Below are 20,242 nucleotides of genomic sequence, written 5' to 3'. Positions count from 1 at the left end.
AAGGTGGACCTCGTCGGCCCGATACCGCCGACACGCGCGCGGTTCAGCCGTCTGCGCCAAGGAGGAGCCCGGATGTCGGTACCCCGGTGCCCGCCGTGACCAGGGCGCGCGCGGCCCCCGGCACCTGGTTGACGGAAGTGCCGCGGATCTGGCGGACGGCCTCGGCGATCCCGTTCATCCCGTGCAGATACGCCTCACCGAGCTGACCGCCGTGGGTATTGAGCGGCAGCGCGTCCTCGGCGACGAATCCGGCCGCTTCACCGCGTCCGCAGAAGCCGAACTCCTCCAACTGCATCAGCACGAACGGCGTGAAGTGGTCGTAGAGGATGGCCACGTCGACATCGGCCGGGGTCACCCCGCTGCCGCGCCACAGCTGCCGGGCGACCACCCCCATCTCGGGAAGGCCCGTCAGGTCGTCGCGGTAGAAGCTCGTCATCTGCTCCTGGCCGCGGCCCGCGCCCTGCGCCGCGGCCGTGATCACGGCGGGCGGACGCGGCAGATCGCGCGCCCGCTCCACGCTGGTGACCACGAGCGCCTGGCCGCCGTCCGTCTCCTGACAGCAGTCGAGCAGCCGCAGCGGCTCGACGATCCAGCGCGAGGCGGCGTGATCGGCGAGGGTGATCGGCTTGCCGTGGAAGTACGCGGCCGGGTTGGTGGCCGCGTGGCGGCGGTCGGTGACGGCCACATGGCCGAAAACCTCGGGCGTCAGCCCATAGGCGTACAGATAACGCTGAGCGGCCATGGCGACCCACGACGCCGGGGTCAGCAGCCCGAAGGGCAGCGACCAGCCGAGCGCGGCGCCCTCGGCGGACGGCTCGCGGTGCTGTACGCCCGAGCCGAAGCGGCGCCCGGAGCGCTCGTTGAACGCGCGGTAGCAGACGACGACCTCGGCGACGCCGGTCGCGACGGCGAGCGCGGCCTGCTGCACGGTGGCGCAGGCCGCGCCCCCGCCGTAGTGGACGCGCGAGAAGAAGGTGAGATCGCCGATGCCGCACGCCTGCGCCACGGTGATCTCGGGGCTGGTGTCCATGGTGAAGGTGACCAGCCCGTCCACATCGGCCGGGGTGAGGCCCGCGTCGTCCAGGGCCGCCTGGACGGCCTCGACGGCCAGTTTCAGCTCGCTGCGGCCCGAGTCCTTGGAGAACTCGGTGGCGCCGATCCCGACGACGGCGGCCCGGCCGCCCAGGGTGTCCGCCTTACGGGCGCTCATCGGGGGGTGTCCGGGGTGGTGGGGGTGTCGGTGGTCGTGGCGGTGCCGGTGGTCGTGGCGGTGCCGGTGGTCCTCTTACGGGCGTCACCGGTTCCCGGGGCGTCGGTGGGGAGCTGCACCGTGACCTTGCCGGTCACATGGTGGCCGATGCCGTTCCTGCCGGTGACGGCGACCTCCGCCGTACCCTCCGCGACCGCGGTGACCTGGCCGGTCAACACCATCTCATCGCCGGGGTAGTTGGGCGCCCCGAGCCGGATGGCGACCATACGGAGGCGGGCCCGCGGCCCGAAGTGATCGGTGATGTACCGGCCGACCAGCCCGTTCGTGGTGAGGATGTTCATGAAGATGTCCGGAGAGCCCTTCTCCTTGGCCGCCTCGGCGTCGTGGTGCACATCCTGGTAGTCCCGGGACGCGAGGGCGCCGGCGACGATCAGGGTCCGGGTGATCGGGATACGCAGCGGGGGCAGCTCATCGCCCGTACGCACCGTCATGGGGCCGCCTCCTCGTTCGTCCTGTCCACTTGGTCCGCCGAGGGGCGCCTCCGTCCCTCGCTCATACCTCGGCGCCCCGGAACACGGGCAGCTCCAGCTCCTCGTCCACGCGCAGGAACTCCAGCTCGACGGGCATCCCGATGCGCACCTTGTCGTACGGCACTCCAGTGATGCCGCTGACCATCCGCACCCCTTCCGCGAGCTCGATCAGGCCGACCGCGTACGGCGGGTCAAAGGCAGGGAAGGGCGGATGGTGCATGACCACATAGCTGAACACCGTGCCCGCGCCGGACGCCTCGACCGCCTCCCACCGCTGGGAACCGCACGCCCCGCACCCCGGCAGCCAGGGGAAGCGCGGGGCGGCGCAGTCCAGGCAGCGCTGGATGAGCAGCCGATGCCGGGCGACGCCCTCCCAGAAGCCCGCATTGTCGCGGTTGATGACGGGGCGAGGGCGACGGGCGCGGTCGGCCACCCGCTCCGGGGCCCGCTCCCGTCTCGGCTCCGGGGACCGCTCCCGTCTCGGCTCCGGCTCCGGCCCCCGCTCCGGCTTCGCCTTCGGCCGCGCGGGTGCGTACTTGAGGATGCGGAAGCGATGGGTGCCGGCGAGCTCCCCGTCCCCCGTACGGACGTTCATCCGGGTGGTGACGAAGTATCCGGTGCCCAGTTTGGTGGTCTTGCGCGGCGACACCGACTCGATGACCGCGTCGAAGGTGACCCGGTCGCCGGGGCGCAGCGGCCGCACGTACTCCTGCTCGCAGTCGGTGGCGACCACCGAGGTGCAGCCCGCGTCGTCGAGCAACGCCAGCAGCTCGTCGTACGCCTCGGAGCGGGCAGAACCGCCGGGGTGCCCGGCCAGCCCGCCCATCGTCCATGCCTGCAGCATGGTCGGCGGGGCGATACCCGGATAGGCGGGGTTGGTGTCGCCCATCGCCTCGCACCAGTGTCTGATCATCGGCTCGTTGACCGGGTCCCTGCCCGCACCGCCGCTCGCGGCCGTGCGCCCCTCGTACGCTCTCAGCCGTCCGTACAGCTCACCGAGCTCATTCACGTCATCCAGGTCATCCACGTCGTGCAGCTCATCGCGCGTCATCGCTGCCCCTGCCGCATGTCCGCCGTAGAAAGCAATCTGACTATCCGTCAGGTACGCCGACGCCGTCAAGAACACCGAACCGGGCCGCCACACCTCAAGGCCACCACGCACGATCGCGCGATGGCGTCGATACGCCACCGCGCGACCGCACGACCTCACCCGTCCCGTTCGCTCAATGAATCACCACAGCTCACTCGGATCGATCGGACATTGCCCCACCCCGGCGTTCCCTTGCGGGCGCCCGCGATGGCGGCGACCTGCCCCCGTGCGATCGGGCCAGATCCCAGGAGCCGCGCCCCGCCCTGGACGCGGAGAACGGCGATGCGGTGACGGTGCGGCCGGAGCCCGCCCTTGAGTCCGCCATCTCGATTCCTCCGATCCGCCGACGCTCGGGAAGTGTCGCGGAAGCAGAGTTGCCCACCGATTCCCGGACGATGCGCACGGGCCAGGGGAATTACCACGCAAGCATGATGAACCTGTTTTAAACGCCCGACGCGCTCTCGCTCCCCGCACCGCGCCGATGCGCCGGGTGCGGCGGGTGCGCCGGGTGCGCCGGGTACGGCAGGCGCGGCAAGCGCGGCAGGTGCAGCTCTGCGCCGGTACGGGCACACCACCCCGCCCCACCCCACCGCAGGCTGGGCCTTACGAGGGAACCGGTTCCGCATAGTTTCGGCCATCCTCGGCGACTTGCCGGGCCCCCTTCCCATTACCGAACACTTGTCCGAAAATGGTCACATGGCGAATCCCGCACTCGCCCATGTTCTTGCCCACGCCCTGACCGCCGCGGCCCATGGCTTCCGCGTGATCCCGCTGACCCGCGCGAAGCTGCCCGCCGTGCGCTCCCCTCACCACCACGACCCCGCGCCTCTGCCATGCCGCGGCGAATGCGGCCGACTGGGCCACGGAGTCCATGACGCGTCGGCGGACCCCGAGGCGATCCGCGCCCTGTTCGCCGCCGCCCCCTGGGCCACCGGCTACGGCATCGCCTGCGGACGCGCCCCGTACCACCTCATCGGCCTCGACCTCGATCTCAAGGGCGGAAGCCCGGGAAAACCCCGAGAAACCGGGAGAGCGGGCGCCACGGACGGCCGGGCCGACACCAGAAAGCCCGGTGCAAGCGGTAAGGACGGCACGGACCGCACGGATCGCACGGGATGCACGGACACTACGGACGGTCCGGCCGCGGACGGTCTGGCCGCCCTCGCCCGGCTGGCCCGCGAGCATGCCTTCGCCATCCCTCCTACGGTCACCGTGCTCACCCCGAGCGGCGGCCGCCATCTCTGGTTGTGCGGCCCGCCCGGCCTCGCGGTCCCCAACTCCGCCGGACGCCTGGCCCCCGGCATCGACATCCGCGGGCTGGGCGGCTATCTGGTCGGCCCCGGCTCATACGGCTCGCACGGCAGCTACCGCCTCGCGCCGGGCTCCCCCGCCTGGGCCCCGGCGCCCGCCCCGGCCGCCCTGCTGCGCCTGCTCACGCCCCCGCGCCCGGCCCCGCACCGCTCGTACCGCCCCGGCCCGCCGTCTCCCGAGCCGCACCCCGCGGCCCTGGAGGGGCTCGTACGGTTCGTCCGCGCCTCGCGGGAGGGCCAGCGCAACGACCGGCTGTTCTGGGCCGCCTGCCGGGCCTACGAGACGGGTGCCGGGCCGGAGTTGGCCCCCGCCCTGATCGAGGCCGCGCTCGACACCGGCCTGGCCCCGCGCGAGGCCCGCGCCACCGTCGCCTCCGCCGCCCGCAGCGCCGCCCGCCACCTCCAGCCCCCGGACGCGTGGGCCTGACGCATCCGCCCGGGCCGGATGAACGGAGGAGTGGTGGCGGACGTACGTCAGGACGCCGGAGGCGGCGCGATCCAGCGGTATACGGACGGTGAGCCGTGCGTTACGTGAACGAGGAGCACTATCGTGACCACGCGACGAGGCGCTCCGTACAGGACCCGAAAGGCGCAGGGACCGCACGGCGCGGTGACCAGGCGGCGCAGGAACCAGGCCCGTTCGCCGGTGCTTCCGCCCCGAGGCGGACCGTGAACGGACTCCCGCTCTCCCCGTGACCGGTGCTCGGCGACCGGTAACCGGTGACCGCTGACCGGCCGGCCGGTGACCGTCCGACCGCCTCCGGCGCACCGGTACCAAGGCGCGAGCAGGGGGAGCATTGCACGAGCTCTACGCACAAGGGTGGTTCGCGGACGTCGCGTTACCCATTGGCGTCTGCGCCCTGGTCACCTGGATCTCGCTGGTCCACCGCTTCTCCGACAAGGGCCGCCTGCTGGGCACCGTAAGGTCCGCCGCGCTGTGCTGCGGCATCATCGCCTGCAGCTGCGCGGCGGCCCTGCTCACCATCGCCCTGCTGCTGCCGCACGCCGCCGATGTGCCCCCGGCCGTGGCCGCGGCCGCCGCGGGCGGGGCCCTGGCGCCTCGCGTCCGTCAGCAGCAGAACCAGCAGTCCACGCCGCCCTTCGTCGCCGTGATCACGCTGGGCATCGCGGTGCTGCTGAGCGAGCTGGAGCGACGGCTGGTCCACGACATGTACATCCACTGCCACCGGCTGGTCCGCGACTTCGACAACGTGGCCCAGCTGCGGATGTTCGCCTTCGAGGCCCGCCGCCACCTGCGCGGCTGCGCCGCCGCGACCAAGGACCGGACGACGATCAACACCTTGTACGAGGAGGTGGACCAACTCCTGGACGACGCGACCAAGGTCGAGGCCGACATCGAGGCGAGATGCCGGCAGCGGGAGGTCCAGGAGTTCCCGCCCGAGCTGCACACCCCGACCCGGGAGGAGGCGGAGGACCGCCGCCAGGCCCTGGCGATGGCCATGGACGCCTGCGCCCGCATGCTGGAGTTCGGCTACCGCACCGGCAAGCGGAGCGGCGACCGCGAACTCACGCGGCTCCGGGACGAGGCCCTGTCCGCACGCCCCCTGGCCACAACAGGCACCCCGCACCCCTGAGCGACTCCGCCCCTGAGCGAGGCGCCCCTGAGCGACACGCCCCTGGCCCGACGACGCCGCACACCACACCGCCCGTCAGCGACGCTCAGGGAGCGTAGACAAAGGCATCGGACCCATCGCCCAGCCCACCCGTCCGACGAGCCCCGTCCTCCTTGGGCTCCACAAAACTGATCTTGACGTCCAGATCCAGGGCCTCGGCCACGGCAGCCAGGCTCCGCAGCGTCAGATTCTCGTCCCCGGAGAGTATTTGACTCACTCGCCCCGGACTGACATCCATGAGCCTGGCGAGGTCAGCACGGCTCATGTCGCGCTTCCCCAGCAACCCCGCGACCTCCACGGTGGCCTGACGCGCCAGCCGCGCCCCCGCACAGTCCGCGGCCTCCCCCTTCGAACCCTTGCCTTTCCACGGCACACTCATCACTCTCCCAGCGCACGGTGCCGACCGTTGGGCTTCACACCCCTCAGCGACAGGATCCCACCTTTAGCTACAACTAAAAGCCCACATCCCCCACCCCCGCCACCCGGCCCACCCCCACAAGCCCCTTCCCCCCACCCTGACCTGCACCAACGCCCCCACCCATAGCTTTTCGGCCAGATCCAACCCCGCCCACCCCCGGCCAGAACCGCCGACGCCCGCCCCCCTTGTCCCGAACGGCCAACGCCGGAAGCCCGGGCCCACCGATGGTCCACGCGGGCGGGTAGCGCGCATGCCAACGGCCCCCGACCGTCTCACCTGGTCAGGGGCCGTTCACTTGCGGAGGCTGAGGGATTTGAACCCTCGGTGACATCGCTGCCACGACGGTTTTCAAGATCTTTCGGTGATCATGCAGACTGCTCGTTCTGTCGCAGGTCAGAGGGGTGCGAGCGCCCCAGCGGAGCCATCGTCATCGTCGTCGTGCCCGCTACGTGCCCCAGGCTCATGGTTGTGCCCGCTGAGCCAGGAGTCCGCCGCTTCGGCCACCTGGTCATCGCGTCCGGCGACCGGTCGGGCGTAGTGCCGGGTCGTGACGCTCGCGTTCGAGTGACCGAGCCGGTGGGCCGCGGTCATCACGCCGTACTGATCGGCGACCCACGTTCCGTGTGAGGCGCGAAGGTCGTGTGGGGTCACGTCGGTCAGCCCGGCCGCCGTCACCGCAGGGTCGAAGTACGCCTTGCGCCACTGGTTGTAGCGCAGCGGCTTGCCGCCCGGGGTCGTGAACAGGAGCGCGTCATCTCCGCCCGGCAGGGACTCCAGGTACCGACCGAGCCGCTTAGCGAGCGACGGGCCGACTCGCAGGAGCCGCTTCTGGTGAGACTTCGGCGTGTCGAAGACCAAGGTGCCGTTGGCCTCTGCCAGGTTCTCATCGACCAGGACGAAGCCGCCGGGCACGTCGATGTCTATGCGCCGGAGGGCGAACGCCTCACCGACGCGCAGTCCCGCATACGCGAGGAGCGCGATCAACAGGTCATGCGGCTTGTCGGCACTCCGTACGATCCGGGAGGCTTCGAGCGGCGTGAGGATGTGCGGCTCAGTCTGCGGCATCCTCGGCAGCTTCACGCCCCGGCACGGCGTCTGCGGGATCATGTCGTTGTCGACGGCCGCCCTCATGATCTGCGACAGGACCCGGTACGCCTGCCGGATACGTGACGCGCTGAGCCCCTTGGTCTTCATCGCGCCGACCCACTCAGCGATCGTGATCGGCCGGAGGGTCGACAGTTCGCGGTCACCGAGTGCCGGATTGATCAGCGAGTTGATCAGCGACCGGTACGAGGCTTGCGTCTTGTGCTTGAGCTGCGGCGAGACGGCAGCGAGCCAGCGGGCAGCCCAGTCGCGTACGGTCGTCTGCCCCTCGACCGGATCGAGCCAGCGCCCCTCTTCGATCTCAATGCGCTTCCGTATCAGCCAGCGATCCGCGTCCGTCGACGTTGCGAAGGTTCGATCCGCCGGACGCAGGACACCGTCAGGTCCCGGATACCGAGCCTGGAACCGGCCAGAGGGCAGCTTACGCACGCGTCCGAAGTCCCGGCGGGATTTGCGCTTGCCAGCCATCAGGCAGCCCTCCTGAGTCCCGTAAGCCGCAGGGCGATCGGCTCCACGGTGTTGGCGCCCACAAACGCTTCTACAGCGCTCTCGGGTATGCGGACGTGCCGACCAACCTTGACGAAGGTGATGCGGCGTTCCTCGATGAGGCGGCGGGGGAAGCGGACGCCCGTACCGAGCCGCTCCGCGACCTCATACACAGTGAGGAGTCGGTCCATGGTCACCACTCCCCCTCGTTGCCAGCGCCTCACGAGCTATCTCGCGGTTCAGTTGCAGGGCGCGGTGGATGGTGGTGGCGAGGGCGGATTCGCCGGGGGTGTGGCCGTGTCCTGCGTACTGCCAGTCGGCCAGGACGAGAACGGTGTCCGGCTCAACGTCCTCCAGGCCCAGGGCAGCGGTCTCCTGGGCAGCCCGGTAGTCGGCGCGTGCCTGGCGCAGGGCACCCAGGGTGATGGAGTAGCGGCGGGACTTGGAGGAGAAGTGGCCCCGGAAGCCGAGCATGTGCGCCCAGGCCCACAGCCGCCGGTCGGGGTAGATCAGGTCGAGCCGCTTGCACGCTTCGATCAGGCGACGGGTGTGGCCGGGGATGTCGTGGCGGTCGAGTTCGGAGAGTTCGCCGATGCGACGGTCCAGGGTGCCGGTGGTCTCGGCGGCTTTGGTGGCGTACTTGGCGACGTAGGAGGCGACGGCCTGTTCGGTGATGTCCGAGCCGTCCCCGAACGCCTTCACGGGCCGTACGTCGAGCTGGTTGCCCCAGCGGAAGGTGCGAGCGGGCTGGTCCTCGGCGGCCGGGACAGAGACGGAGGTGTATGCATGCGAGACGGCGGCGTGGATGGCATCGGTGAGGAGCTGCACGGTGGCCCAGGACGGTGGCGGGGTGTTGGGTCCGTCGGGGCCGTCGAGGCGGATGACGGCGTGGAAGTGGATGGCGCCGCGCTTCTGGAACTCGGCGACCTTGCCGTACGAGAGGCGGGCGCGCTCCTTTAGCTCTCTCTGGGTGATGCCGGCACGGGCGGCGATCTCGCGGCGTAGGCGGTTGGTGAAGCGTTGCCAGAGCTGTCCGGCGTGGTTGTTGAACAGCACGGCGCCCGCGTAGTCGTAGGTGGCCGGATCGAGGGCAGTGCCCAGCTCCGGTGCGTCTGGAGCGTGGTGGGTGCCGCAGCGGCAGGCGCCACGGTCGGGGCGGTTGTGGACCGGGCCGAAGGAGGGCGCGGTGAGGGTGGCGAAGACGCGGGGGTGGTCGCGGACGGTGGCGCGGATGTCTCGGCGGTCGTCCCCGGCCAGGCCAGCGCGGATGAGGTGGTACGTGTCGCCCGCGTAGGTCCAGGCGCAGGCCGGACAGCGGGAGGCGCGGCGGTTGCCGCAGGCGACGCGGAGTCGTCCGCCCGGCTCGTCAGCGGTGGTGTAGTGGTGCAACGTGGCGCCGGTGGTCTTGTCCTTGGTGATCACCCAGCCACGCAGGTGGATGGGGTCGGCGCAGCCGCCGGTGCGGCGTATCTGGTCTTCCCAGCGGGTGTAGTCGGAGGCCGAAGCCACCCTCAGCAGGTCACCGAGGATGGTCGGGTCGAGCAGGTCAGACACGGGCGCCCTCCCAGTTGCGGCGGGTGGTGCGGGTGCCGGTGCCGTGGCAGGCCGGGCAGTCGGCGGTGATGGTGTGGAGGTGTCCGCGGTGGTTACGTCCGCCGGTGGTGATGGCGGCGGAGGCGAAGCCGTCGCAGTTCGGGCAACTGCGGGGCGTCGGGCTGGTGCGCTGCGTCATGCTGGGACTTCCTTCCGGTTCAGTGGATCGGACAGGGACGGCGCCCGGGCGGCGGATGCTTGGCGGTATCGGAGCCGCCCGGGGGCCGGTTCAGCGGCGCTTGGCTTCGGAGGCGAGCAGGGAGCGCAGGACGACGGCGCAGACGGCGACCGAAACGCCGGTCACGGCAACGGCCAGGAGCATGGAGACCAGCACGGCGCCGACGACCAGGACCACGGCCGTGCCGCCGCCGACGAGGGCTATCGCGCTGCCGGGGGTGAGCTGCACGACCGGCCGGGTAGAGGCCGGGGCGTTGGGTGTCGGCGGCAGGGCCGGAGTGCCAGGGGTGATGGTGGTCGGGGTCTGCGGGGTGACCAGGCCGGTGGGCTGAGGCATGGTCGGGTGCTTGGGCCGGAGCATGGGTGGTTCTCCTTCCTGGGTTACTTGACGGTGGTATCGGCGACGGAGGCCAAGCCGCTCTCGGCGAGGAGGTAGCCGCCGAGGAGGAGTACGGCGATGAGCCACCAGGGCGGACGGACGAGCTTGACGCCGAGCCAGCCGACGACGATCAGGGCGAGCCAGAGCGGGACGTCCATGGCGGAACCTCCGGTCAGTTGATGCGGCAGCGGTGGGTACGGGCGGCGAGCTGGGCGGCGGACTGGCTGGAGTAGTCGGCGGACCAGCCGCAGCGGTCGGCGGTGCACACGACGGCGTGCACGGTGCGGCCGTTCCGGTCGCGGTGAGTGCCGATCTGCACCGGGCCGATCCGCATCACGGAGTGGAAGTGGTCGCGGGCGGGCATCTCAGTCGATCTCCGTTCGTGTGGTCGTCGGGTCGGGGAAGCTGGCGCGGATACCGGCTGCGGTGGCCGGGTCGGTGGTGCGTTGGGCGGCTTCCTCGGCGAGCAGGTGGGCGAGGAAGGGCCGGTCGGCAGCGGCCATCTCGCGGGCGCCGTCGAGGTAATCGACAGCGGTCAGGCCAGCCGGATCACGGGTCATGGGGCGTCGCTTCCTTTCGGTGTCAGGCGAGCTGGGCCGCGATGGCATCGGCGAGCTGGGGCGGGACACCGAGACGGGTGCGGAGGGTGTCGGTGTCGATCGGGGTCCCGGTGCGGGCGTGGTGGTCGTCGGCGACCTTGCGGGCGTGGTCGACCAGCGCGGCCGGGACCGGCACAGCGGGAGCAGCGGGCGGGGCCGGGGTGGGCTGAGGCTCGGGGGCGGGAGGCGCGGCGCGTTCCTCGACGTCGGCCACCGGCGCGAGTGCGGATTCGGGCTGTTGCTCGTTCTCGGCGGCCGGAGGCTGGGGTGTCGAGTCGGAGTGCGCCGACGCTTCCGGCTCCGGGTGGGTGGTGGTGTGGGCGAGGAGGGTGCCGCCCATGAAGGCCAGGGCGGGCCAGGCGGCGACGAGGATGCGCAGCCAGGCGGGAACGTGGTGCATGTCGAGGAGTCCGGCGGTGGCGACGTTGGCGCCGAGGGAGGCAGCCAGGGCGATGAGGAACCAGCACCAGGCCAGCCGGGTGGGCCCGCCGGTGCGCAGTCGACGCCAGGCGGCAACCAGGAGCAGGTCGACGCTGATCGGGTAGGCCCAGGCTTTCCAGCCGTCCTGTCCGGCAGCAGCGGCCAGATCGTGCAGATGGGCGAAGGACAGCGCCCCGGCGATTACGGCCTGGACCAGGACGGCGTCGACACGCAGGCGGGCCATCACGGGTTCCTTCCTGTCGTCGGGCATGGGAGGGGTAGGGACCTGGCGCGAAAACGGTCACGCCGACCGGAGGGGAGGGTGAGGGTCAGGCGGTGGCGGGGGCTGTCTTGGACAGCCGGTCCCGGGCCGAAGGCACTGCTGCGGTGACGGGGCGGAAGGCCGCCAAGGCGGGCACGTCGGGGGTGCGGTGGGCATGCTTGTTGCAGATGTTCACGGCCTCGCGCAGCGAGGTGTGCGGGGCCCGGACGCGGTGCCAGCCGCCGGTCGAATCGGCCGCGATGGCCAGGCCGCGGGTCTCGGCCGGGATCTGGATCGCTGCCAGCACGGCGTCGGGTGCGATGTCGCCGAAGGCCATGTTGGCGGATGTTTCGTCGTTGACGCGGTGGGCGGTGCGGCCGGTGAGCTGGGCGCGGAGCATGGTGATGCCCTTGCCGAGTTCGGAGCCGAAGCGCTGCCCGCAGATCTCCAGGTAGATGCCGGCCGCGCGGCCGAGCTGGGCGATGCGGACGAGAGCGGTGATGATCCGGTCCCGGCGCTTCTCCTCGTCCTTGGTGGCGTACAGGGCGAGCTCGGCGACCTCGTCGACCAGGACCACGACCGGTACCGGTCGGATGTCTTCGGGCAGGTCCCAGATGTCGCTGGCGATCTCCGCATCCGGCACGGCGACGCTGATCCGTTGCTCGGCCCGGATGAGCTGGTACACCTCCTCCATATGCGTCACCAGCGCCTCCAGCAGCTCCAGCGCGGTGTCGGGGTTATCGGCGAGCGCGGAGAACCGGCGGGCCAGGGGGAACAGCTCCACGCCCTGCTTGCAGTCGATGCCGACCAAGGCGACATGGTGCGAGGCGAGCCCGGCGACCAGGTTGCGCTGGTAGACGGACTTACCGGACTCCGTGGCACCGAGGGTCAGCCCATGCGGGACAGCTCGGTAGTCGCGGTAGTGCACCGAGCCGTCCTCGCGCAGGGCGACCGGGACCCGCATCAGCCGGGTGTCGAGCCGGGCGGGCATCTGCACCCGCTTGAGCACGTCGTAGCCGGTCATCCGCACCTCCACCACACCTGAGCGGACCTCACGGGAGGTGACCCCGTACAGGCCGAAGGAGTGGCGGAGCCGGTCGGTGGTGGCGGCGACGTCGAAGGCGTCCTGTCCGGGCCTGAGCTTGAGCCGCAGCACCAGGCCGGTGCGGGTCGGGCGCAGACGCAGGATGCGCGGCGGGCGGGGGCCCGGCACCTCCCGGCCAGCCATCCGAGCCAGGGTCAGGCGCCAGCGGGCGGGCGGAACGGTCAGTCCGCAGGCGTCCATGACGGCGGCGTAGCGGACCAGGACCCGCATGGTGGCGAGAGTAACGCCGATGGAGAGCCAGTACCAGGCGGGGCGCCGCCACCGCAGGAGACCCGCAGCAGCGACGACCACCACCACGGCGACCATGAACCAGGTCATGGTCAGGCCGCCTTCGCGCCCGTGGCGGCGAGGGAAGTGACCGCGACGGCGCGGAAGGCGATCCCGTGCCGCTTCTGACCGTTGAACTCGTTCTCCCACGGCCGGGCGATCAGGCCCGTGAGCGCGACCGGGGTGCCCATGGCCAGGTCACCGGAGATACCGGTCTCCGGGACGGCGATGGACAGGATCTCGACGTCGTCGTTGGCCGCGAACATCACGTCCACGGTCATCAGCTTCACACCGTCCGCGTCCAAGGCGATCTCGCCGGTACGGCGGTCACGGACCTTCGGCTGGGCGGGCTTGGCGACCATCACGGTCGCGGCGGACGTGTCGACGGGAATCTGACGCATGATGGAGGTCCCTTCAGGGGCGGGAGCGGCGTACTTGCTTGGCGGTGGGTCGCCGCTCCTGAGCGTTGATTGAATGCCGCAGCAAACCTGCGGAGCGTTTGCGCTTCCAACTGGTGCGCACCAGAAGGTTGCATCTGGTGCGCACCAGATGTCAAGCACCGTCGCGGGCCCGGCATCTCAACTCGCCTGACTGCGACAGTTCCAGGAAAGCGCGCAGAGCAACGGATCGGTAGCCAACAGGGGTTAACAACAGACCCGTTAACCCCTGCCGACCTGGGCCGATGTAAGGCATGCTGCTGTTACGGCTCAACACCCCAACGCGGAGCGGCAGTACGCGATGAGTGGACTCAAAGCAGCGAGGACGGCACGGGCGTGGTCACAAGAGCGTCTTGTGCGGGAGATCGAACGCCATGCGCGTCAGCACATGCTCACCGTCGCCTCAACCGCGAGTTTGCGAGTGTACGTCTCGGAGTGGGAGAACGGCCGACGGACGATCTCCAGCCACTACGCCAAGATCCTCCGCGCGCTGCTCGGGATCACCGACGACGAGTTGGCGGGCGGATCACAGTCGCCGCTGGCAGTCGCCACAGCCGACGGGTACGACGAGCTGATTGCTCGGATCGATGAGGCCGAGAACGTCAGCCTGACGATGGTCAAGACGTTCATGGAACAGACCGAACTGCTCCGGACCATTGACCGGCAGATGGGCGCCGCCAGCCTGGTCGACCAGATGACCGCCCACCTGACGCGGCTGGAGGACGCCCTCACATTCGCCGTACTCCCGGAGACCCGACGCCCGGTCGCTCTGGCTCTGGCCGGAGCAGCCACCTTGGCGGGCTGGCAAGCCCTCGACGTCGGCGCCGCGGATCGAGCCTGGCGTCACTACGAGCTGGGGAAGCGCGCCGCACAAGAGGCCGAGGAACCCATGTACCTCGCGCACGCCACCGCCGAACAGGCATACGTGCTCTGTGACGCCGGACGACCCGAGATGGCGGTGCATCTGATCCGAGACGCACAGCGGCTCGGCGGAAAGAGCACGTCTCCGCGCCTCAAGGCTTGGCTGTACGCAGCCGAGGCGGAGATCTGCGCCCGAGCTGGGCTTCAGAACGAGTGTCGACAAGCTCTTGAGCTTGCGATGCGACACCTACCCGCAGGAGAAGACGCCCGCGATCCGGACATGCTGAGCATCTTCCTGAACGAAGGCCACCTCACCAGGTGGCGCGGGAACGCCCTCGCCCTGATCGGCGACGCCGAAGCAGTGGACAGCCTGTACGCCGCGCTGGAGACGACCGACCCCACGTTCATCAGGTCCTCGGCGGGGCTCCACTGCGACTTGGCCCAAGCCCACCTGGCCCGCGGCGAGCACGACCAGGCGCAGAAACACCTTCGGCAGGCCCAACTGGTGGCAAGCCGGACCAGGTCAGTACGTCACCGACGCCGGATCGAACAGCTCACGCAGCGCTTGTAGGCGACGCGCCAGCGGCACCCCGTGAAGCGAGCACATGAAGGAGGGCGACCAAGGTGCCGGACCCCATCAGCTCACCACGAGCCATCAGCCCGGGAATATCGGACAGAGGCACCCAGGCGATGTGACCAGCCTCTTCCAGATCGGTCGGCTCACCGACGAGCTTCGCCCCATGACCGACGAAGATCTCGTGCGGCGAGTCGACCATGCCGACCATGGGCTGATACGTGACCACATGCTGCAAGGCGTCCGGCCGCCAGCCGGTCTCTTCCTCGACTTCACGCAAGGCGGTCTGAAGGGGCTCCTCCCCCGGGTCGACGATGCCGCCCGGCAGCTCCCACCCGAAGGCATTAGGGACGAAGCGGTACCGCCACATCATGAGCACCCGGTCCTGGTCATCGATCACAGCGGCGATGGCCACATGGTGGAGCTTGACGACATGGTGCTCAAAGCGCTTCACGCCGGGCGGTTCCACGTCGACGAGGCTCAGCTTCACCCAGGGGTTGTCATACAGCGTCCGCTCACCATGGATCTGCCAGGGCTCGAGGTCCGCCGGCGCTTCGGTGGTCACTGACCGATCCGGCACCCGGTAGGAGCTCCGGCCGTGCACCTCGACAACGCCCTCAGCAACGAGCTTGGCCAGCACCTGACGCAGGGCCGTACGGCCGATCTCCAGTTCCTCCGACAGGGTCCGCTCGGACGGGAGCTTGGAACCTGGCGAGTACTTGCCCGTAGCGATCCACTCGCGGATCGTGCGGTAGACCCGCTCCGACTTCGGTCCCATCCCGTGAGCACGCTCCTGCCATACCTGAATAGTCGTTGCATGTGTAGCGACTAACAGGGTATCCACGTGCCTACTCACGTGAGTAGGCATCGACCGACCAAGACGATCAACCAGAGCGCGGTACAACTTTCCCTACTCGATCAAGTCGGCTCGCTCCGCTCCCCGCGCGCGGCCCGGCCCCCGGCCGGGCCTGCGCTCCTGTCTCCGCCCCGCTCCAGCCCGGCCGGTGTCCGTGCCGCGCGCACAGCGATCAGCCGCTTGACGTCAGAGAGGGGGTACGTCGTGGCTGGGGCGTCGGCTCCACGGCTTTAGGCAGCCACTTTGGGGCGAGCCTCTAAGATCATGGCCCCAACGTCGTGCTTTAGCGGGCAGGTCCACAGACTGCCCGACGCGCCGGAAGCTTACGGGGCCATGATCTCTCGCCCCAAAGCAGCTCCAGCCCAAAGCCGCTCCACCGACTTAAGAGTCACAAGCCTCTGCTGGGACCTAAACCGCTGTACCACCAGATACAGGGAGATACGGCCCTTGTGCAGAGAAACCTTGTAGACGAACCAGACCTTGGTGCGGAGACGCAAAAAGCATGTCACCCATCGGCAGCAGCCTTTCTGCGCCGGACGCATCAAGGATAACTCTGCTATCCGTCGCACTCCTCACCATGAGAGACAGGCGCGCGAAGTTGGCCTTCATTACCCCAGGCACGATCTCTACGCTTGGACGCTGCGTGGCAGTAATCAGATGCCCCCCAACAGCTCGAGCCCGCTGAACGAAACGGGTAACCAGAGTTTCGAAACGTCGACGGTCCGAAGAGGAAAGTGCAATTTCGGAGAACTCGTCAATCACAACAACTAGCGGCCTCAGCGGAGCATCCACACCGCGTGCGGCTGCATCCTCGCAGAGCGAAACCACATCAGTAATGTTCTTCGGATCTGGACGATACATCGCCGCTTCGGCATATCGATTGAAAGCTTCGATGCGCTCCGGAACGCGCCTCTCCACGATGTCACCGAGTAGATCCAGAGCTCCGTCGGCCCCGAGATGATAGTCACCGCTCTGCCGAATCTGAGGCGCTCTGGCGAGATCCCTGAAGTCCCCCATACCTTTAGCGTCCAGGAGCACTAGGTCGAGAGCATTGACAGAGTACATTCGCGTAAGTTGCCACAGGACGGAGCGGAGCAAAGTACTCTTTCCGCTCCCAGTGGTTCCAGCGATCAGGAGATGGGGTAGCTCGTGCAGGGGCACCCAGAATGGGTTGAATTCATAGTCTGTACCGAGAGCTACCGAGATAGCATGCCCAGCCGGAGCCTCCAGTTCTGATACGTCTGCGATGCTCCGATGCTGCCGCGGAATTTCTAGAACTGCAAAGCGCGCACGTCCAGGAAGGTTATCGACCCGGATCCCGGAAACTCCAAGATCGCGAGCGATATCCATTTCTTGATTTGCGAGCATTGAAAGCCTGGCTCCCGGCTCGAGCTCAAACGGAACCCGCAACACTGATGGACCGGTAACAATGTCCTTCTCGTTAAGACTACGTAGGGGAACATTACGGGCTCGCAAAGCATTGACCACTTGCTGAGCTAGTCCGGCGCGCTGTGCTTCGTCATCCCACCTCTCCGCCACCTTCTCAGACTCTGACCGCGTCTGAGTATCTTGCTCGACATCAGTGGTCGGCGTCTTAGAAGTCTGAGGTTCGACTGCTGTCGCCGTCATGGCATCCTGAGGCGGTTCTCCACCGAGGCTTGAAATGAGTTCACCAAGGTAGCTAGGGACGGCTACTTGGTCTCTTCCATGACGAAGTGCACGTCGCAACCAATCGCCGCCCAGAACCTTCAATGGCAGGTCGGCCTCTCCGATCCGGTCAGGGAGGTTGGTCTGTGGGGCATCAATACCCACCACCACAACCTCGCCATCCAGATGGACCGGCGCCGAAGAAGGATCCAGTTTGAAAAGATCGTTCAGACTACGCAGACGTTTCCTGTACTCAGGCCAGTCCTGAACGCGAGTTTCTTCCCACTGTTGCAACGCTTCGAGGAAGACCTGACGCTTAAGAATTTCGCGACGACTCGCGGCGAAGAGGTCCCCGCTGGACTGAGCAAAGACGCCGCGCAGGACATCCATCATCTCTAGTACTTGATCAGAAGCCTCGTGCACATGCTGGGGAATGCTTCCGCCATCCAAGGCATCGCGAGTTGACTTAACCTCAATTACCTTGACGCATGGACCGTTTTCGGTCCATTTGATTTGCAGAAGATCAGCACGCCTGTTGCTGCGACGACGTTGCAACCATTTTCGGGCAGCATCAGTGTCTAGGCTCATAACCAGACTGCCTTCGTCCTCCTGTAGTTCAGCTAGGACTGCAGCGACCCCGATCCTTCCGAGGATCGCATCATCGCTGAGAGGTCCCTTAGTCCCGAAGAACCCTAGAAGCCCTTCAGGGAGAGCGCGGCGAACCGTGTTGGTAAGGAAAGTCATCAGGCTGTTAGGCTCGGGGTCAAGCCAACTGTTTCCTTGCATCATGCGCAAAGGCGGGTCGACCAACAACGTCAGGTCCCGACAGTAAACGTAGGCTGTGTGAGAACCTGTTCCTACCCGCCCAAGAAGGTGGAGTCTTCCGTCATATTCGCTCTCGGAGAGTTGCTCATCAACGGATTCCGGCGGCTCAATGGTCTCGGGCGCAGCAAGGGCGCTCGTTGACTCAACCAGTACTAGCCAACTGGTTGCCTGCCCGAGCTCTGAAAGGTGAGTAGTTTCCCCGGGTGAAAGCAGCGGACTGCGATCCAGTTCGGCAGGATCGGCACTGGACAGTTCACTCTGCTTATTCAGAAGCGCAGCCAGACGACCAGACGCCGCCGGCTTGATGACGGTCGTGCGTTTGTGCGTAACAAAGGTCCACTCCGTGACAACGCTCCCCTGCTGCTCCGACTGCAGGAGGCTTCCAAACCCAGCGGTCCCACTATCGGAGACGTCAAACAGGAAGGAAACGTGCGGCGCTCCGCCCTCCTGAAGCGCAGTCACGTCAGGGTCTGTTTCGAAGATCTGCACGTCTACGCGGCTGCGATCATCGTGTTCCGCCGCAGTTGCCGCTACCAAGTTCCTGATCTCGGTAGCATTCTCCCGGCTGAAAACGCGCAAGACAATGCGCGTCGCAGAACAAAACTTAGGATCTTGCAACCGCTCGAAAAGACGTCGCACCACAGTCGGAGTGGGACGGATCAAGGCAACGCACAGACTAAGCTGCGCGAACGGATAGGCTACAAGGAACCGATCAATGACTTGCTGGACAGCATATGTCGTCTCAGGCGTACCCGACGCGAGTCGCCTCTTTCCGTAGACTGGTTCTCCAGTCTCAGAAATACCGGAGAAAGCCAAGGCCTCCGGATCTTTCCCTATTACGATTCCCAAAGAGGGTGCAGCAGGATCGATGTTGGCTGACACGGTATCGATGAACTCGCTGTCCAGTTCACCACCCGACTGCATTTCGCGGAGCATCGTCGCGGCCCGAACCCGCGGCTCGAGGACGACAGGGTGCAGCGGCAGAAGGCGGGCGCGAGTTCCCTCGGAGTCGCGCTCTGCAACTACGTCCACCAGCGTGAGGGAGTCAGCCAAGCGCTTCACGAAAGTGGCTTGTTCGTTGGGAATCTCCTGGCGCATCTGCCTTAAAGCTGACCAAAGGTCTTCCCACGAGGATACGAGTTCATCACCTTGGCTACGCAGAGTCTGTGAACTCACGAAAAGCCTGAGGCCTTCGGTTGCGATGGACGGTGCGAAGTGGGCGAGAGCCATTCTGCTATCAGCCAACCGGTCGAAAGCATTCAGAGCCAGACGTCCAGCAACGGGCGCATCGTCAGCTAGATCCTCGAGTTCCTGGCGAAGATCTCCAAGTGACTGCCACTGTGTCGCCGTGCCGAATTTTGAGGTCGTTCCGCCAGCCATAGAGCCGTAAAACGTCGCTAGGCTATCCTCGTCGGCCTGCTGTTCATCATCCGGACTGTCAAACAGCGTGTTGGACTCACCTGCTGCCTGAACCGAAGTGCCCGGCTCAGCGGAGACCAAAGATGGGTCGTTGAGTACCTGCTCCAAACTCGGAGCATCCCATGTCACACCGCCGCTATTGAGGTCGAGTTGATTACCTCCGTCATGATCTCGAACAGCTTCAAGTAGATCCGCTTCTGAGACCTCTCCTGAATCGACCAACTCCAGAATGTCAACTCGGTCGTCCGGCCCGCTGGTGTCATCCCTGAATCGCGTGCGTGAGCGGATCGCGGCAACTCGCATAGCATCCATAACGTCGTCCAGGTTCAACCCTGCAAGCAGTTCTCTCCTGCCAGACCGGCCGAACTCTCGGAGCTTGGCGTACTCGGCAGTGGAGTTTGCGATGAACCGCTGGAGAGTTCCCGGATCTGCCATCCTGACAGAATCCACGGTCTGCTCGTTCAACTGCAGACGATTCGAATCGATTGATTGGGCAGTTCGGTGATCGGGCAGCAAACCCAGCCGCCAAAGAAACTTGCGCGAGAGATCGCCGCTCCCCGGCTTCAGCGGGTTCAGGGCAGCACAATAATCTGCCACGTAGTCCAGTGGAACGTTGCGCTCTTGCAAGGCAGCCAAAAGTGGCACAACGTTATCGCTAACTCCCTGCGTGTGTTCAGCCCCCAGAGTGGCAAAAGCTGCGCGCCTTACTTCATCGGCAGTTACTTGTGGCACATTCATCAGCCCATGGGCCCTATTCCGATGAAGGTCACCAACTACGAGGATTGGACGTCGCCCCTCATTTCGCCAGCGGATGGCTACTGTGACTCGATCAGTTACATTGTCGCGCTCAATCCGAGTAGAGGCGAAATTTGCAACATTAAGTCCAGCCACCTCTTCAGAGAGCCGGCTGATGATCCGCTCCAGAGGCATTCCAGGTGACAGGTAGGGAAGCCGTAGATATCCGAAGCCCGTCTCAAACTTACCTCTGACGGTTACGCAAATTGCCTCGGTGAGGACATCCTGAGCATCCATTGCCGAC

The 20,242-nt window shown here is 67.2% G+C and carries 20 protein-coding genes; 3 read left to right on the top strand and 17 right to left on the bottom strand.

Annotation, left to right across the window (positions count from 1 at the left end; translation table 11 throughout):
• Positions 1-43: 43 nt before the first annotated feature.
• The 3 genes from J8403_RS22490 to J8403_RS22480 form a co-directional block, all read right to left on the bottom strand.
• Entirely contained in the window at positions 44-1,210 is a 1,167-nt protein-coding gene (locus tag J8403_RS22490) for a lipid-transfer protein (RefSeq protein WP_211124741.1), read from the bottom strand.
• Positions 1,207-1,701, bottom strand: coding sequence for a MaoC family dehydratase (locus J8403_RS22485; RefSeq protein ID WP_211124740.1), 495 nt, complete (start codon positions 1,699-1,701; stop codon positions 1,207-1,209). Before J8403_RS22485 ends, J8403_RS22490 begins: the two co-directional genes overlap by 4 nt.
• Positions 1,702-1,762: 61 nt before the next feature.
• Positions 1,763-2,791, bottom strand: a complete 1,029-nt coding sequence (locus J8403_RS22480; protein ID WP_211124739.1) for a bifunctional MaoC family dehydratase N-terminal/OB-fold nucleic acid binding domain-containing protein — start codon at positions 2,789-2,791, stop codon at positions 1,763-1,765.
• A gap of 735 nt (positions 2,792-3,526) precedes the next feature.
• On the opposite strand from J8403_RS22480, the gene J8403_RS22475 reads away from it, so the two are divergent.
• Together J8403_RS22475 and J8403_RS22470 are read left to right on the top strand one after the other, a co-directional pair.
• Positions 3,527-4,567 (top strand): bifunctional DNA primase/polymerase, encoded by a 1,041-nt coding sequence (locus J8403_RS22475; RefSeq protein ID WP_211124738.1) that lies wholly within the window; start codon positions 3,527-3,529, stop codon positions 4,565-4,567.
• Between the two features lie 370 nt (positions 4,568-4,937).
• Positions 4,938-5,735, top strand: coding sequence for a hypothetical protein (locus J8403_RS22470; protein WP_211124737.1), 798 nt, complete (start codon positions 4,938-4,940; stop codon positions 5,733-5,735).
• A gap of 85 nt (positions 5,736-5,820) precedes the next feature.
• Here J8403_RS22470 and J8403_RS22465 read toward each other — a convergent pair whose 3' ends face one another.
• The 12 genes from J8403_RS22465 to J8403_RS22410 all read right to left on the bottom strand — a co-directional run bounded on the left by J8403_RS22465 (position 5,821) and on the right by J8403_RS22410 (position 12,985).
• Positions 5,821-6,153, bottom strand: a complete 333-nt coding sequence (locus tag J8403_RS22465; RefSeq protein WP_246585938.1) for a helix-turn-helix domain-containing protein — start codon at positions 6,151-6,153, stop codon at positions 5,821-5,823.
• Between the two features lie 432 nt (positions 6,154-6,585).
• Entirely contained in the window at positions 6,586-7,764 is a 1,179-nt protein-coding gene (locus J8403_RS22460; protein ID WP_211124736.1) for a tyrosine-type recombinase/integrase, read from the bottom strand.
• Positions 7,764-7,973 carry an excisionase family DNA-binding protein gene (locus J8403_RS22455; protein ID WP_211124735.1) on the bottom strand — a complete coding sequence of 70 codons (210 nt, stop codon included), beginning with the start codon at positions 7,971-7,973 and terminating at the stop codon, positions 7,764-7,766. The genes J8403_RS22460 and J8403_RS22455 overlap by 1 nt, the downstream gene beginning before the upstream one ends.
• Positions 7,948-9,336 carry a replication initiator protein RepSA gene (gene repSA / locus J8403_RS22450; RefSeq protein WP_211124734.1) on the bottom strand — a complete coding sequence of 463 codons (1,389 nt, stop codon included), beginning with the start codon at positions 9,334-9,336 and terminating at the stop codon, positions 7,948-7,950. Before repSA ends, J8403_RS22455 begins: the two co-directional genes overlap by 26 nt.
• Positions 9,329-9,514 (bottom strand): hypothetical protein, encoded by a 186-nt coding sequence (locus J8403_RS22445; protein WP_211124733.1) that lies wholly within the window; start codon positions 9,512-9,514, stop codon positions 9,329-9,331. Before J8403_RS22445 ends, repSA begins: the two co-directional genes overlap by 8 nt.
• Before the next feature lie 90 nt (positions 9,515-9,604).
• Positions 9,605-9,913 (bottom strand): hypothetical protein, encoded by a 309-nt coding sequence (locus tag J8403_RS22440; RefSeq protein ID WP_037957550.1) that lies wholly within the window; start codon positions 9,911-9,913, stop codon positions 9,605-9,607.
• Between the two features lie 20 nt (positions 9,914-9,933).
• On the bottom strand, positions 9,934-10,089 hold the full coding sequence (locus J8403_RS22435) for a hypothetical protein (protein WP_106969149.1): 156 nt from the start codon (positions 10,087-10,089) through the stop codon (positions 9,934-9,936).
• 14 nt (positions 10,090-10,103) lie between these two features.
• The gene (locus tag J8403_RS22430) at positions 10,104-10,295 is read right to left on the bottom strand and encodes a mobile element transfer protein (RefSeq protein WP_211124732.1); all 192 of its coding nucleotides are present in this window, start codon (positions 10,293-10,295) and stop codon (positions 10,104-10,106) included.
• A gap of 1 nt (position 10,296) precedes the next feature.
• Complete coding sequence (locus tag J8403_RS22425; RefSeq protein WP_211124731.1) at positions 10,297-10,491, bottom strand: hypothetical protein; 195 nt, start codon at positions 10,489-10,491, stop codon at positions 10,297-10,299.
• 22 nt (positions 10,492-10,513) lie between these two features.
• The gene (locus J8403_RS22420) at positions 10,514-11,194 is read right to left on the bottom strand and encodes a DUF2637 domain-containing protein (RefSeq protein WP_211124730.1); all 681 of its coding nucleotides are present in this window, start codon (positions 11,192-11,194) and stop codon (positions 10,514-10,516) included.
• An 85-nt stretch (positions 11,195-11,279) separates the two neighbouring features.
• Positions 11,280-12,635, bottom strand: coding sequence for an FtsK/SpoIIIE domain-containing protein (locus tag J8403_RS22415; RefSeq protein WP_211124729.1), 1,356 nt, complete (start codon positions 12,633-12,635; stop codon positions 11,280-11,282).
• A 2-nt stretch (positions 12,636-12,637) separates the two neighbouring features.
• On the bottom strand, positions 12,638-12,985 hold the full coding sequence (locus J8403_RS22410; protein ID WP_060953036.1) for an SCO3933 family regulatory protein: 348 nt from the start codon (positions 12,983-12,985) through the stop codon (positions 12,638-12,640).
• A gap of 424 nt (positions 12,986-13,409) precedes the next feature.
• Here J8403_RS22410 and J8403_RS22405 point away from each other — a divergent pair, with 424 nt between their 5' ends.
• Entirely contained in the window at positions 13,410-14,453 is a 1,044-nt protein-coding gene (locus tag J8403_RS22405) for an NsdA family TPR-like regulatory protein (RefSeq protein ID WP_211128376.1), read from the top strand.
• Here the strand turns inward: J8403_RS22405 and J8403_RS22400 are convergent.
• Positions 14,437-15,234, bottom strand: a complete 798-nt coding sequence (locus J8403_RS22400) for an NUDIX domain-containing protein (protein ID WP_211124728.1) — start codon at positions 15,232-15,234, stop codon at positions 14,437-14,439. The genes J8403_RS22405 and J8403_RS22400 overlap by 17 nt on opposite strands.
• A 486-nt stretch (positions 15,235-15,720) precedes the next feature.
• Positions 15,721-20,235: a DNA translocase FtsK gene (locus tag J8403_RS22395; RefSeq protein WP_211124727.1), complete on the bottom strand. Its 4,515-nt coding sequence runs from the start codon at positions 20,233-20,235 to the stop codon at positions 15,721-15,723.
• Between the last annotated feature and the right edge of the window lie 7 nt (positions 20,236-20,242).

The sequence above is a fragment of the Streptomyces yatensis genome, from assembly GCF_018069625.1.
GTDB lineage: Bacteria > Actinomycetota > Actinomycetes > Streptomycetales > Streptomycetaceae > Streptomyces > Streptomyces yatensis.
The sequence above is the reverse complement of the archived record's forward strand: the minus strand, read 5'-3'. Positions and strand labels throughout refer to the sequence as shown.

Excerpts from the sequence above, each read along its gene's own strand:
- J8403_RS22435 (WP_106969149.1), bottom strand. The coding sequence starts at position 10,089 with ATGGACGTCCCGCTCTGGCTCGCCCTGATCGTCGTCGGCTGGCTCGGC.
- J8403_RS22395 (WP_211124727.1), bottom strand. The coding sequence starts at position 20,235 with ATGGATGCTCAGGATGTCCTCACCGAGGCAATTTGCGTAACCGTCAGA.
- J8403_RS22425 (WP_211124731.1), bottom strand. The coding sequence starts at position 10,491 with ATGACCCGTGATCCGGCTGGCCTGACCGCTGTCGATTACCTCGACGGC.
- J8403_RS22440 (WP_037957550.1), bottom strand. The coding sequence starts at position 9,913 with ATGCTCCGGCCCAAGCACCCGACCATGCCTCAGCCCACCGGCCTGGTC.
- J8403_RS22405 (WP_211128376.1), top strand. The coding sequence starts at position 13,410 with ATGCTCACCGTCGCCTCAACCGCGAGTTTGCGAGTGTACGTCTCGGAG.
- J8403_RS22420 (WP_211124730.1), bottom strand. The coding sequence starts at position 11,194 with ATGGCCCGCCTGCGTGTCGACGCCGTCCTGGTCCAGGCCGTAATCGCC.
- J8403_RS22430 (WP_211124732.1), bottom strand. The coding sequence starts at position 10,295 with ATGCCCGCCCGCGACCACTTCCACTCCGTGATGCGGATCGGCCCGGTG.
- J8403_RS22455 (WP_211124735.1), bottom strand. The coding sequence starts at position 7,973 with ATGGACCGACTCCTCACTGTGTATGAGGTCGCGGAGCGGCTCGGTACG.
- J8403_RS22410 (WP_060953036.1), bottom strand. The coding sequence starts at position 12,985 with ATGCGTCAGATTCCCGTCGACACGTCCGCCGCGACCGTGATGGTCGCC.
- J8403_RS22445 (WP_211124733.1), bottom strand. The coding sequence starts at position 9,514 with ATGACGCAGCGCACCAGCCCGACGCCCCGCAGTTGCCCGAACTGCGAC.
- J8403_RS22460 (WP_211124736.1), bottom strand. The coding sequence starts at position 7,764 with ATGGCTGGCAAGCGCAAATCCCGCCGGGACTTCGGACGCGTGCGTAAG.
- J8403_RS22480 (WP_211124739.1), bottom strand. The coding sequence starts at position 2,791 with ATGACGCGCGATGAGCTGCACGACGTGGATGACCTGGATGACGTGAAT.
- J8403_RS22400 (WP_211124728.1), bottom strand. The coding sequence starts at position 15,234 with ATGGGACCGAAGTCGGAGCGGGTCTACCGCACGATCCGCGAGTGGATC.
- J8403_RS22485 (WP_211124740.1), bottom strand. The coding sequence starts at position 1,701 with ATGACGGTGCGTACGGGCGATGAGCTGCCCCCGCTGCGTATCCCGATC.
- J8403_RS22475 (WP_211124738.1), top strand. The coding sequence starts at position 3,527 with ATGGCGAATCCCGCACTCGCCCATGTTCTTGCCCACGCCCTGACCGCC.
- J8403_RS22490 (WP_211124741.1), bottom strand. The coding sequence starts at position 1,210 with ATGAGCGCCCGTAAGGCGGACACCCTGGGCGGCCGGGCCGCCGTCGTC.
- J8403_RS22465 (WP_246585938.1), bottom strand. The coding sequence starts at position 6,153 with ATGAGTGTGCCGTGGAAAGGCAAGGGTTCGAAGGGGGAGGCCGCGGAC.
- J8403_RS22415 (WP_211124729.1), bottom strand. The coding sequence starts at position 12,635 with ATGACCTGGTTCATGGTCGCCGTGGTGGTGGTCGTCGCTGCTGCGGGT.